The 11,843-nt window shown below is 59.3% G+C and carries 14 protein-coding genes; all 14 read right to left on the bottom strand.

What is annotated here, in order from left to right:
* Positions 1–25: 25 nt before the first annotated feature.
* Positions 26–1,138 carry an ABC transporter ATP-binding protein gene (locus ACNJYB_RS08025; protein WP_439375502.1) on the bottom strand — a complete coding sequence of 371 codons (1,113 nt, stop codon included), beginning with the start codon at positions 1,136–1,138 and terminating at the stop codon, positions 26–28.
* Complete coding sequence (locus ACNJYB_RS08020; protein WP_439373454.1) at positions 1,138–1,962, bottom strand: HAD-IIA family hydrolase; 825 nt, start codon at positions 1,960–1,962, stop codon at positions 1,138–1,140. Before ACNJYB_RS08020 ends, ACNJYB_RS08025 begins: the two co-directional genes overlap by 1 nt.
* The gene (locus tag ACNJYB_RS08015; protein WP_439373453.1) at positions 1,955–2,725 is read right to left on the bottom strand and encodes an SDR family NAD(P)-dependent oxidoreductase; all 771 of its coding nucleotides are present in this window, start codon (positions 2,723–2,725) and stop codon (positions 1,955–1,957) included. Before ACNJYB_RS08015 ends, ACNJYB_RS08020 begins: the two co-directional genes overlap by 8 nt.
* A complete protein-coding gene (locus tag ACNJYB_RS08010) occupies positions 2,722–3,663 on the bottom strand; it encodes a ribokinase (protein WP_439373452.1) in 942 nt (313 codons plus the stop codon). Before ACNJYB_RS08010 ends, ACNJYB_RS08015 begins: the two co-directional genes overlap by 4 nt.
* Positions 3,660–4,520: a carbohydrate ABC transporter permease gene (locus ACNJYB_RS08005; protein WP_439373451.1), complete on the bottom strand. Its 861-nt coding sequence runs from the start codon at positions 4,518–4,520 to the stop codon at positions 3,660–3,662. The genes ACNJYB_RS08010 and ACNJYB_RS08005 overlap by 4 nt, the downstream gene beginning before the upstream one ends.
* Before the next feature lie 11 nt (positions 4,521–4,531).
* Complete coding sequence (locus ACNJYB_RS08000) at positions 4,532–5,491, bottom strand: carbohydrate ABC transporter permease (protein WP_439373450.1); 960 nt, start codon at positions 5,489–5,491, stop codon at positions 4,532–4,534.
* 55 nt (positions 5,492–5,546) lie between these two features.
* Positions 5,547–5,699: a hypothetical protein gene (locus ACNJYB_RS07995; RefSeq protein ID WP_439373449.1), complete on the bottom strand. Its 153-nt coding sequence runs from the start codon at positions 5,697–5,699 to the stop codon at positions 5,547–5,549.
* 157 nt (positions 5,700–5,856) lie between these two features.
* Complete coding sequence (locus tag ACNJYB_RS07990) at positions 5,857–6,480, bottom strand: UPF0149 family protein (RefSeq protein ID WP_439369411.1); 624 nt, start codon at positions 6,478–6,480, stop codon at positions 5,857–5,859.
* The gene (gene tnpC, locus ACNJYB_RS07985; protein ID WP_439375492.1) at positions 6,477–8,036 is read right to left on the bottom strand and encodes an IS66 family transposase; all 1,560 of its coding nucleotides are present in this window, start codon (positions 8,034–8,036) and stop codon (positions 6,477–6,479) included. The genes ACNJYB_RS07990 and tnpC overlap by 4 nt, the downstream gene beginning before the upstream one ends.
* A gap of 50 nt (positions 8,037–8,086) precedes the next feature.
* Positions 8,087–8,440 (bottom strand): IS66 family insertion sequence element accessory protein TnpB, encoded by a 354-nt coding sequence (tnpB, locus tag ACNJYB_RS07980; RefSeq protein ID WP_027577378.1) that lies wholly within the window; start codon positions 8,438–8,440, stop codon positions 8,087–8,089.
* The gene (gene tnpA, locus ACNJYB_RS07975) at positions 8,437–8,898 is read right to left on the bottom strand and encodes an IS66-like element accessory protein TnpA (protein ID WP_439369410.1); all 462 of its coding nucleotides are present in this window, start codon (positions 8,896–8,898) and stop codon (positions 8,437–8,439) included. Before tnpA ends, tnpB begins: the two co-directional genes overlap by 4 nt.
* A 22-nt stretch (positions 8,899–8,920) precedes the next feature.
* Positions 8,921–10,093 carry an ABC transporter substrate-binding protein gene (locus ACNJYB_RS07970; protein WP_439373448.1) on the bottom strand — a complete coding sequence of 391 codons (1,173 nt, stop codon included), beginning with the start codon at positions 10,091–10,093 and terminating at the stop codon, positions 8,921–8,923.
* Positions 10,094–10,454: 361 nt separating this feature from the next.
* Positions 10,455–10,703, bottom strand: coding sequence for an HAD family hydrolase (locus ACNJYB_RS07965; RefSeq protein ID WP_439373447.1), 249 nt, complete (start codon positions 10,701–10,703; stop codon positions 10,455–10,457).
* A gap of 25 nt (positions 10,704–10,728) precedes the next feature.
* Positions 10,729–11,136 carry an HAD family hydrolase gene (locus ACNJYB_RS07960; protein WP_439373446.1) on the bottom strand — a complete coding sequence of 136 codons (408 nt, stop codon included), beginning with the start codon at positions 11,134–11,136 and terminating at the stop codon, positions 10,729–10,731.
* Between the last annotated feature and the right edge of the window lie 707 nt (positions 11,137–11,843).

Here is an 11,843-nt window from a genome sequence, read left to right as displayed (position 1 = left end):
GCCTCCTGCAGGGCGGTTGCTCAAACTAGCTCCAATTCGCGGGCGCGTGCAACCGTCGTAGCGCTTTGCCGTTCGTCGTGAAGAGGTGACAGTTCGCAGGCGAAGCCGCAAGATGGATCCTGCCAGACCTTTTGGGCGGCTCCAGCGTCGGCGCTTTGGCAACGACCGTTTCCCTCCCAGCGTTGCCATAGAGGTAGGTGATGCTGCCAAGATGCTCGATGAAATCGACATCGAGATCGATTCCGATGTCGGTCTTCTCCGCCGCGGATGGAGAAAAATCATCCGGGCGAATCCCGAGCGTGATCGGCTTGCCGACAAGCAGTTGATCCGGCTGGACGGGTACGGAGAGCATCGCCCCCGCGTCGAGCCTGACGTCCATGCCCGTCTCGTGCGCTGCCTCGACATGGCCATTGAGAAAATTCATTTTGGGCGAGCCAATGAATCCGGCGACGAAGCGCGATGCCGGATTGTGATAGAGATCGTGTGGGCTACCCACTTGCTCGATATTGCCGTCCTTGAGCACGACAATCTTGTCAGCCATCGTCATGGCCTCGACCTGGTCGTGGGTCACGTAGATCATGGTATTTCCAAGCTGCTTGTGCAGCTTAGCAATCTGCACCCGCATTTGCACCCGCAATTCCGTGTCCAGGTTCGACAGCGGCTCGTCGAACAGGAACACCTTGGGCTCGCGGACGATGGCACGCCCGATCGCCACGCGCTGCCGCTGTCCGCCTGAGAGTTGTCGAGGCTTACGATCCAACAGATGATCAATCTGCAACAACGATGCAGTTTCAGCGACCCTGACATCAATACCGGCCCTCGCCACTTTCGCCATCCGCAGAGGAAAGGCGAGGTTCTCTCGCACGGTCATGTGCGGGTAAAGCGCATAGCTCTGAAACACCATGCCGAGGTTGCGGTCAGCGGCGTCAACATCGTTGACGATCACGTCGTCAATCAGTAGCCGTCCTCCACTGATGCGCTCCAGTCCGCCGATCATTCGAAGGAGCGTCGACTTGCCCGATCCGGATGGTCCGACGAAGACGACGAATTCGCCGTGATCGATCGTCAGGTCGATATTGCGCAGGACGTGGATAGTCCCATAGGCTTTATTTACGCCTTCCAGGCGAACATCGGCCATCATGCTCTCCTCTGTCGGGGCTTTGAGCCAGCGGGCGACACCACAATTTCTGCCAAGCTGGACACGATGAAATCCGGCGGCGCCAGAGAAGGATCCTCGCGCGGCGGCACCCCCGTGGTAACCAGCACGGCCGGAAGACCAGCTCGCTTACCAGCTTGAATATCTGTCGGAATCTGATCACCGATCATCAGCGTGGCGCTGCGCGCTGTTCCTAGGCGGGAAAGTGCGGTTTCGATCATGTGTGGCTCGGGTTTACCAACGATCAAGGGTTTGACTTGTGTCGCCACAGCGATAGCAGTGATCGTTGCTCCTGCGCCCGGTTCGAATCCGTCTTCGGTGGGCAAGAGAAGATCGGGGTTGGTGCCGATAAATACCGCCCCATTCAAGATAGCATCGACCGCAATCCGCATCTTCTCATGGGTAATCTGACGGTCCAACCCCATGACGACAGCTTCTGGCTCCCGATCGGTCACCTCGAGCCCCACGCCTGCCACAGCATCCACAAGGGACGGCGCGCCGATGACAAACACACGCCTGAGATCTGGATATTTGACCCGCACAAGCTCAGCTGCAGTGACGGCGCTCGTGACAACGTCTTTCGACCCGATAACAAGCCCAAAACTCTCCAGCTTGCGGGCGACCTCTTGCGGAGTGTGCGTCGAATTGTTCGTCACGAAGCAGAACGGCAATCCGGCCGCCTGCCACGATTTAAATGCCTCAATGGCCTCGACGATCGCAGCGTTCCCACGATAGACGACGCCATCAAGATCCGAAATGATCCCTTCGATGGGCGGCCAGTTGAGGTCAGATGCGGTACTAGCCATTCATCAGCATCCCGCCGTTTACGTGCACGATCTGCCCGGTCATGTAGGACGCTGCCGGGCTTGCGAGGAAGACCGCAAGCCCTGCGATATCCTCCGGCACACCCACACGCCCGAGCGGAATGCGACCGCTGTGCCGGGCTTCCGTCTCCTCACGTGGCCGCCCATGCATTGGCGTATCGATGATCCCGGGCGCGATAGCGTTCACATTGATCTTGAGGGGCGCGCATTCATAGGCAAGCAGCTTAGTGACGTCGTGAACGATCGCTTTCGATAGGCAATAGTCGGCGCCGCCGGCCTGGTAGTTGAATACTGCCCCCTGCGAAGACAGTGAGGAGCCAACGTTGACGATGCGGCCGCCCTTGGCCCTCATGAAACGTTCGATGGCGAGTGTTGAGCAGCGCAAGACAGCGACCGAATTGATCTGAATCGTGCGCTCAATTGTCTGCGCATTGCCTTTGAGGAGCGGCTGGGCGGATTTGATGCCGGCGTTATTGACTAGCACGTCGAGCCGGCCAAAGCGTCTGGCAACCTCATCGAGAACCCTCGTGACATCGTCCTCGCGCGCGACGTCCATTGCCATCGGCAATGCGCCGTTACCATAGGGCAAGGCTGCCAAAGTGTCTTCGAGATTTTCGAGGTTAGCATCGGTAGCAAGGACATTCGCTCCTCCTGCCCGAAACGCATTCACAATGGCAGACCCGATGCCGCCACCCGCGCCGGTCACGAGCACCGTTCTGTCTGAAACGGAGAACTGTTCGGTCATTCCAACTCCAAAATGGTTTGGGACTTCATGAACTCATCAACGGCCTCTGCAGTCGGCATGGAGATTTGAGCGCCGCGGCGCGTCACACACAGGGCGCCAACGGCCAGAGCCCTTCTTACGGCTTCCCTCAAAGGCAAGCGCTGTGCCAGTGACGCGGCGAACGCTCCGTTAAAGGCATCTCCTGCGGCTGTCGTATCAACGACCTTCACGGGAAACGCACTCAGAGCAAAGGAGCCTGTTGCGTCGGCATAATAAGCTCCTTGCGCCCCGAGGGTAATCAGCGCAGCACGAGGCCCGAGATCAAGAAGCTTCAAGGCGGCGTTGGCGGCGCTGTTCAAGTCGCAGACCTCGACGCCTGTTAGCTCGAAGGCTTCTTTCTGGTTCGGCGTGACGCAATCAACGCTTTTCCACGCAGCTGATGAAAGCCCCGGCCTCACCGGCGCCGGGTTGAAAACGAGCTCGAAGCCCTTGTCGCGCTTCATCTCGAACAGCCGATTGAGCGCTTCGATCGGCATGCCCATTTCGGCGACCACGATCGCATCGCGCTCTATGAGCTCGGCCGCGCTCTCGACCATATCTGGCGTCACGTTCAGATTGGCGCCTGGGTCTATGACTATCATATTGGAGCCGTCATCACTGACCATGACCAGGGCTGAGCCCGAGACTTCCCCCGGCGACATCGTGATTGTATTAGCGCGAACGCCTGCCTCCCGCAGCGACTGCAGCAAAAAGCGACCGGCATCATCATCGCCAAGACGCGTGTAGAAGTGTGGCTGAAGCCCAAGGCGGGCGGCAGCAACGGCCTGATTGGCGCCCTTACCTCCAGCGTAGCGGATCAGCGTTCCCATCACGCTTTCACCTGGCGTTGGAAGCCGCTCGACTTGGAAGCATGGATCAAGATTCGTCGTTCCAAAGAAAATCAATGGCCTGGCACTCATTTTACGGCACCAAAGGTAAGGCCCCGTTCGAGGTGACGCTGTCCGATGACGATTAGAATGACGGGAATGACCATGGTCACAACCAGCCCTGCGGCCATGACGGGATAGAACTGCACACCCGGATTGAGCAGCTTGAGAAGAGCGACGGTCACCGGTGCCTTGGTCGAGCTGAGGATCAGACCGAGGGCGAAATTGTGCCAAGCCAGCAGAAAGATGAGTAACGAGGCGCCGATCAGGCCCGGTTTCAAAAGCGGCAGCACGATGTGAAGCACGACCCTCACCGGCTTGGCGCCATTCATGGCGGCCGCCTCCTCGATGTCCTTCGGGATGTCTTCGATATAGGAGCGACTCAGCCAAACGATCATCGGCAATGTGACGACCTGGTAGACCCAGATCATGCCGATATAGGTGTCATATAATCCAATCGCCTGGAAAACACTGAAGAGCGGGATGACCACTAGAAGGACGGGGGCGAAACGGAAGCCCAGAATGAAGAAGGCGATATCTTCCTTGAAAGGTACGTCCCGCCTCGCCAGAACGTAACCGGCAGGCACCCCGACGACGAGGGAAACCACAACAGAGCCGAGCGCTATGACGACGCTGTTCGTGATCGGCGTCAGAAAATCGACCTTGATGGTGCCGTAGCTGGACGCTCCGGCCGGAGCGACATCAAACAGGACACGGAAGTTTTCCAGTGTCGGCGAGAACAGGAAGGTTGGTGGCCAGGTCATGATCTCCGCCTGCTCTTTCAGCGACATCATCACGATCCAGATGAGCGGAAAGGTCAGGATTAATGCGCAGGTGGCGACGAGCAGGTTAAGGATCACATTTGTGGAGGTTGCGCGTTTCAATCGCATAAATTGCCTCCTCAGCTAACGCGCTGGCGGACGAAGCGCCACAACTTGACGATGGCGAACGTCCCGACCAGGACGATCATCCAATTGACGACCATAAGCGTGGCACCACGTCCAAAAGCGAGATTTTGGAATGCGGTGATATAGGCGCGCACCGAAAGTACGGAGGTGCTGTTTCCAGGCCCGCCTTGCGTTGTCCCGAAGATGATGTCGAACTGGTTGAGGGATTCGATCAGCCGAAACACAGCGGCGATCAGAATGTAGGGTGCGATCAGCGGCAACTCGATATGCAGAAAGGTGGCCCACCCCTTTGCACCATTGACACGGGCGGCTTCCCTCACCTCTTCATTGATCCCCTGAAGGCCGGCGAAGATGATCAATGCGAAAAACGGTGTATAGGTCCATACATCGATGAGGACCAGGGAGAACATCGCGGTGTTCGGATCCGAGATCCACGCAAATCGGCTGATGCCGGCAAGGGACAATAGGTAGTTCGCGATCCCGTTTTGCGGGTCCATCATTGTCGTCCACATGAGGGCAACGCTCATCGGCGGCAGAACGAGTGGCAAGAGGATGACGGGCCGCATCACACGCGCCAGGAACACCTCAGTTGCGAACAGCTTGGCAAGTGCAAGACCAAACGCGGCTTCCGCAAGGACCGCCGACCCGGCGTACACCAGAGTGGTCCGGATGCTGTTCCAGAAGTCATCTGTCTTGATGAGAGCCGCGTAGTTGTCGAGGCCAATGAAGTGAACCAGAGGCCGACCGAGCTTGAGGTCAGTCAGGGACTGAAACACGCCATAGAAGAACAGAAAAAGAAATCCGAGCAATATAATCATCGCTGGAGCAATCGCCGCAACACCCCACCAGTCACGCCCCGGCGCGGAGTTCTCGACGAGATCATCTTTTGACGAGGTCAGTTGACTGGCCGAAGACTGCAGCGTCACGATTGCGTCGAATCCTCGAAGGTCCATCTCACTGTATCTCTAACATGCAAAGGCCGGCAGCTAGATCTGCCGCCTTTTACCCTCACATGGACGAACGGATTTCGGAGGCGAGGTTGGATAGCGTTGCCTTGACGTCAGCTCCATTGACCATTTTCTGCATGGCCACGGCCCAGGCATTCATCGCCTCGGCAAAGCCGACGCGGGCTGTAAAGGCCAGCTGCGCCCTGTCTTGCACGGTCTTGAACGTTTCGACGAAGTTGTTGAACTCAGGCTTTGCCGCATATTCGAGCCAAGCCTTGTCGCTCCACGTCGAGGCGCGCGGAGAGTTAACGAGCTTGCCGGCTATAGCGCCGTTCAGCTGTAACCGGTATGAGCTCCCACGTCCGCTGTGATCAGCGGGCGCGTGCGTAGCGGATCGGCATCCAGTATTGGCGCAGCGCCTCGACGGCCGCTGGAATATCGAGGTGGGCGTTGCGGAGAAAGTCCTCGGTCTCGCGGCCGCTTCGCGGCGGTCCGAGCAGCGGACGGCCCTGATCGTCGCGACAGTGCAGCAGGACGGGTAGCAGCAGGCCGTGATTGACGTTGCTGGTGTCCAGCAACGGCGCCCACGCCGACAGCCTGAGCCGCATCGCGACATAGAAGCCCTGGCACCAGGGACGCGCATCGATATCGCCATTGACTTCACGCCGGTGCATCGGCGCGAACTGGCGAGGCGTGGTCGAAAGGGTCTGGCTGATCTCGTTATGACGCAGCGCAACGGCGGAGATCGCCGCGAACTCCGGAGTGCCGCCGTGGTTGAAAGCATCGGCATCGATGGCGAGCAGCGGGCAGATCCAGTCGAGTGGGCTCATCGACACTGGTCCAGCCACGATCGCGGCGACGTAGCCGTCGAGCATGGGAAGACTGGTGGCGGCAGGATGCTGATCGACGCGAGCTTGGAGCCATCTCTCGAGTTCCGCAAGCGGCATCGCGGCGGCGGCCATCGACGACGATGTTTTATGGCGACGTGGGCTCATGCGGCAGCTTGTGCGACGCGCTCGCGTGCCGCCTTCCAATTCCAGGCAAGCAGCTCGTGCAGCTGATGGCTCTTGGTTCGCCCTGAAACGATGCGTTCCAGCACGTCGTTCAGATAGGCCTGCGGATCGAGCTCATGGAGTTTTGCCGTGTTCACGAGCGACGCCAGGATTGCCCAGCTCTCAGCACCGCCGTCGCTACCGCTGAACAATGAGTTGCGTCTCCCCATGGCAATCGGGCGCATGGAACGCTCGACCGTATTGCTGTCGACCTCGACGCGGCCGTCGCGGAGAAACAGCGTCAACCCGTCCCAGTGATTGAGCGTGTAGTTGATCGCCTCCGTCAGCTTCGACTGCGAGAAGAGCTGGTCGACCATGGCGGTCAGTCGCGCCTTGAGCGCTGCCATCAACGGTGCGCTCCTGGTGCGGCGGGCGGCCAGCCGCTGCTCGGCGCTGCTGCCGCGGATCTCCGCCTCGATAGCATAGACCGCCTGCAGGCGTTCGATCACCTCGTGCGCGAATGGCGACTGCATCATCTTGTAGATCTCGACGAATTTGCGTCGGGCATGGGCGAGACAAAAAGCAAGCTGGATCGCGCCACCATGGCCGCGGGCGAGCGCCTTGTAGGCGGCATAACCATCCACCTGCAGAATGCCGGAAAAATCCGTCAATTGTCCGGCGATCTCCTCGGTGCCGCGGCCGTCGGCGAACACGTAGGCGACCGCCGGCGGCGAAGGGCCACCCCATGGCCGGTCATCCATGGCATGCGCCCAGAACTGGCAGATGCGGGTGCGATGTCGTCCGGGATCGAGCACGGGCATCGGGGTCTCGTCGCAGAACACGCGCGGCGAGGCCTGAATTGTGCGCAGCTGGAGCTCATAGAGGCTCTTGAGCCACCAGGCTGCACGCTTCACCCAGCCGGCAAGCGTCGCCCGGTCGAGATTGACGCCCTGGCCGGCCAGAATCTGCACCTGCCGATACAGCGGCAAATACCAGGCGAACTTCGAGACCACCACGTGAGTCACGAGCGCGGTCGAGGCCATGCCGCTCTCGATCAGGCGCGGCAACGCCTTCACCTGGACCACGCCATCGGTGCAGCTGCGGCAGCCGTATTTGGGACGGATCGTGCGCAGCACCCGCAAGATCGCCGGGATGATGTCGAGCACCTCGCTGACGTCCTCACCGATCTTGTGGAGCTGACCCTGGCAGCACAGGCAGGCCGTCGCCTCCGGCTCCAGCACCTGCTCGCAGCGCGGCAGGTGCTTTGGGAGTGCGCCGATGTTGCGGCGCGCCTTCTTGCGCACCTTGCCGGGCGGCTTCGCCGCAGGCACATCGTCGTTGGCCTGCACAGGCAACGTGGCATCGGTCTCGAGATCGCCCAGCTCAAGCGCGAGTTGCTCGTCCACGAGCACCGCAAGTCGCTCTGAGCGCTTCCCGAAGATCATCTCCTTGAGCGTCTGCATCGCCACACGCAGCTTCTCGTTCTCGGCGTCAAGCGCGAGCACCATCTCGGTCAGAGCTGACGGATCGGTCGGCAGAGCGTCGGGGCGAATCGCCATGATCGAACGATACATGCGCACGCTACACGCTCCAGCGAAATCCTCACCTCTCAGCCGACAACGGCCGGCTGCTTCACAGGCTTGGGTGAGACACGCGTCCACTCAAGCCCGTCGAGCAGCATCGCGAGCTGCGTCGCACTTAGATGCACCACACCGTCGCGGATCGGTGGCCAGGTGAAACGCCCCTGGTGCAACCACTTCGTCACCAGCACCATGCCGCTGCCGTCCCACGCCAGGAGCTTCACTCTGTCCATGCGTTTGCTGCGGAACACGAAGACGTCGCCACAATACGGGTTCGCACGCAGCGCTTCGCTCACCAGCGCCGACAGCGTGTGCACCGACTTGCGAAAGTCGACCGGCTGCGCCGCCAGCACCACCTTGAGGTCGGAGCGTAGTGCAATCACCGGATGCCCCGAAGCGCCGACAGCACCGTCGAAAGTGTCGCCAGCTCCACGCCCGGCTCAACCCGGATGCGAACCCCACTCAGCTCGATCTCGATCACCCCGCAGGCCTTCGCCGGCGGCGCGGCGATCTCGAAAGGCCTCGTCTGTGATGGCGAACTGCGCTCGGACTCGCCGGCCGTCTCGCCGTCGCTCTCGGCACCAATTTGGATCGGCACGAAGCTCGGCGCCTTGCCGGCCACCGCCGCCGCAACCTGGCGTCGCCACACCGTGAGCAGCCCGCGGGAAACGCCATTGCGCCGCGCCACCTCGGAGATGTTCGCACCCTCCTCAAAGCTCTCCGCCGCGATCCGCGCCTTCTCCTCGCCCGTCCATCGTCGCCGCCGGCGCTCCCCGGTGATCACCTCGACGCGACGATAGGAATCGCCTTCCTGCCTGGCATCAAGCATGGCATTTGCCATCGTTCCACCTCCACCGAACCGCTCATGCCAGGCTGTATCGCGCGCAAGCCGAGGGATGGCTAGGTGGGGGCGTCACGCCGGTTACGTTCAGCTCGACTTGCTTTGAGGTTGCCCACTGGATGAACAGCCAGGCTGCCCCCTTCTTCTGGGAAGCAGCGTTCATCGCAAGAGACCAGATCCAGATGTTGGATTCGAAGCTCTTGCTATTCGGAGCCCGCAATGGAGGCGCGAATGCGATCTTGCCTGAGGCGGGCTTGCCGGCCACATCATTCCAAAAGCCAAACATGTTAGAATCGATCGCCATCGCGGTGCGTCCTGAATTGATGCCATCGACGACCTGGTACCAGTTGTCGTTGGCGAAGGACGGAGCCGCACATTTCTTGATCATGTCCACATAGTCCTTGTGGAACGCGATCGATTCGGGTGAGTCCAGGCCTGTGTCGAGCTTTCCATCCTTGATGATGAAATCATGCACGCCGTAGGACCTCGCAATCGAGATCGCAGCGGTGTGGATGCTGCTCCAAAACCGCACACCGCGCACGCCCAAAGGAGTGATCGCGGGGTCCGCAGCCCTTAGTTTCCCGCAGGCAGCCGACATCTCCGGCGGCGTGGTCGGGACCTTGATGCCGTGCTTATCCAGGATGTCTTTGCGATAGAACAGCTGGATGTTCTCAAAGCCGTGTGGAATGGCCCACACCTGCCCGCTTCCCGGCTCGATCTGCCCTTCCTTAACCTTCCAGGTCAGTGCATCCCGCAAGGCAGGGAAGAACTCTTTGTAGTCGTAGCCGGCCGCGGTGAGTTTAGGATCGTTTAGATAACGGTCGAGTGGCTCGAGCAATTCGCCTGGCGCAAGATCCCAGGCCGGTTGAATGCCGGTGCCCACGACGTCCCAGCTCGGCGATTTTGTGCTGAGCTGGATGGTCAGCTTATTCCAGTAGGCGTCGTCGGGATAAAGCTCGGGCGTCACCTTGATGCCGGTAAGTTTCTCGAATTCCGGCAGCTGGGCTGCGACTGCATCGGCATAGGGATGAATGTCGTAGGCCCAGACGATCGAGGTGCCTTCGAACTGGCGCCAGTTGATGTCGTCCGCGTTAGCTTGGGTGATGGCCGTTGCGGCCAAAAGCGTGGAGCAGATAAGGGCTCTCTTGATAAAATTAGCTGAATTGCCGCGCAGAGCGGCGAGCGTCCTTGGCATGTTCCCCTCCGTTTGGGCTCTTTGGCCCGCGCGAAGGCTAGCCGCCGTTATCAGCCGTAAGCGGCCTTTCCAGAGGAAGATTGGGTAAGTTTGGGTAATGTGAGAATGACGTCCCGAACTACGTCTCGGATCGCTAAGCGCGGCTCGAGGGTCTTGATGTCGGACCGTCCGTCGCAGCGAACCGTCTGGAAGGCGACTCGCGCAACTCTGCCGCAAGAAAATCGGCAGAACAGTTCAAATTCCATTCGTGACCGCTACAATAAACGGTCTTTGGCGCGCTGGTCGGGGCATTCTCAGCTTAACTGAGAGGCAATGCGTCAGCGCTGGAGCAGGACGTGGCGTTCTTGGTCTTCAATTATGTTTATGCGTCCCGGAAAAAGCCGTGCCGCTGCAAGATCGGCAACAGCTCATGATGGCTGCGAATGATGTAGTCCGGTTCTGCTGCCTGCAATCGCGAATCGGAGACAAATCCGCCGGTAATGGATACGCTTATGAGCCCGAGGTCGCGAGCAATATTGGTTTCGACTGGCATATCGCCGATGATGAAGGTCGCCGATGGTTTGAGGTCATTCTCTTGAATATAGCGACGAAGCCGTTCGCCTTTGCTCATTGACTTGAACTGCGTGGCGCGGCTTTCAAAAGGCGATCACCTCGTTAATGTAGTCATCGATTCCAAGCCTTCGCAATTGCGATCGAAGAGGCTCGACGACATGGTTGCTCACGATGATGGACGAAGCGTCTTTCTGGCGCGCTATTTCCAGAATTCTGCGAGCGCCCTCGCGCAGGTCAGCTTTGCTCGCAAACTGTTCGTAGGCGTCGTGAAACATTGCAGCCGCATCTCGATCCACGTCCGCAATTTCCGAGTCCGACAACCCCAGACTGCGATAGAGGATAGAAAGTGGAACGTCGCAATGGCTCCGAAATGTATCAATATCGATAGGTCTGCGACCGAAGCGACCAAGTATTGCATTTGTCGTCTGGAGGAGCACGTGCGCATCGTCCAGCAGCGTGCCATTCCAATCGAACACAAGAGCGGGGTTCATGATTCTACCTTAAGCAGGGATGGATTGCGCATAGGGACGATTCGCCATTCAATTCTGCAAGCCTCTATCCGCATGTTTATGCCCTTCTGCGGTTAGCGTCTCGAACGTGGATGATGCGAGATCGAGACTGTCATGCCCGCACGCTAGCGACGACAAGAGAACCAGGAAAGGCAGATGAGGTACGGGTAAAAGGCGAGCGAAACGCGCCGGCAATATCCGACATGCTAATCTTCTTGTTGAGGAGCTAGAAGGAGATAAGTTCAGCCTAGCGTGAACACATCGTCTGTCGATCTTAAGCAAGCGTCGTACCAATGCATCAACAGAGTGACTCGACGCATATCATCACCTGTAAAACACGACAGGCTTGTCAAGCAGCAGTGATCTCGACTTGAGGTCGCAACACGTTGTCTGGAACGCGACGTGGGCACCACATATCCAGGCTTTGCCGGTTTATGCTCCTGCGAGACGACGGAGGCCTCCGCCAATTCGCTGCCAACTTGCAGAGGAGAGAGCCAATCCGTGGCCGACGTGGTAGACTGGCTTCGCAAGCCTGACCGTTCTATCGGAGAAGATGAGAAGGCCTCCCGAATTAGGAAGCGTCAGAAGCAGGAGCCCTCCAGCACGCCCCAAACAAATCCGCGCCGGCACATTGCTCTCTGCTGTCGATGAACTGAGAAAGGTAAATGACGACGGAAGGTCGCCTTCTG

This window comes from Bradyrhizobium sp. SMVTL-02, assembly GCF_051853005.1.
Lineage (GTDB): Bacteria > Pseudomonadota > Alphaproteobacteria > Rhizobiales > Xanthobacteraceae > Bradyrhizobium.
This window is presented reverse-complemented; position numbering and strand designations above follow the sequence as displayed.

Coding starts and splice junctions, on each gene's coding strand:
- ACNJYB_RS07990 (WP_439369411.1), bottom strand. CDS start 6,480: ATGAGCCCACGTCGCCATAAAACATCGTCGTCGATGGCCGCCGCCGCG.
- ACNJYB_RS08025 (WP_439375502.1), bottom strand. CDS start 1,138: ATGGCCGATGTTCGCCTGGAAGGCGTAAATAAAGCCTATGGGACTATC.
- ACNJYB_RS07965 (WP_439373447.1), bottom strand. CDS start 10,703: ATGAGCAAAGGCGAACGGCTTCGTCGCTATATTCAAGAGAATGACCTC.
- ACNJYB_RS07960 (WP_439373446.1), bottom strand. CDS start 11,136: ATGAACCCCGCTCTTGTGTTCGATTGGAATGGCACGCTGCTGGACGAT.
- ACNJYB_RS07970 (WP_439373448.1), bottom strand. CDS start 10,093: ATGCCAAGGACGCTCGCCGCTCTGCGCGGCAATTCAGCTAATTTTATC.
- ACNJYB_RS08015 (WP_439373453.1), bottom strand. CDS start 2,725: ATGACCGAACAGTTCTCCGTTTCAGACAGAACGGTGCTCGTGACCGGC.
- tnpC (WP_439375492.1), bottom strand. CDS start 8,036: ATGGCGATTCGCCCCGACGCTCTGCCGACCGATCCGTCAGCTCTGACC.
- tnpA (WP_439369410.1), bottom strand. CDS start 8,898: ATGGCAAATGCCATGCTTGATGCCAGGCAGGAAGGCGATTCCTATCGT.
- ACNJYB_RS08005 (WP_439373451.1), bottom strand. CDS start 4,520: ATGCGATTGAAACGCGCAACCTCCACAAATGTGATCCTTAACCTGCTC.
- ACNJYB_RS08010 (WP_439373452.1), bottom strand. CDS start 3,663: ATGAGTGCCAGGCCATTGATTTTCTTTGGAACGACGAATCTTGATCCA.
- ACNJYB_RS08020 (WP_439373454.1), bottom strand. CDS start 1,962: ATGGCTAGTACCGCATCTGACCTCAACTGGCCGCCCATCGAAGGGATC.
- ACNJYB_RS08000 (WP_439373450.1), bottom strand. CDS start 5,491: ATGGACCTTCGAGGATTCGACGCAATCGTGACGCTGCAGTCTTCGGCC.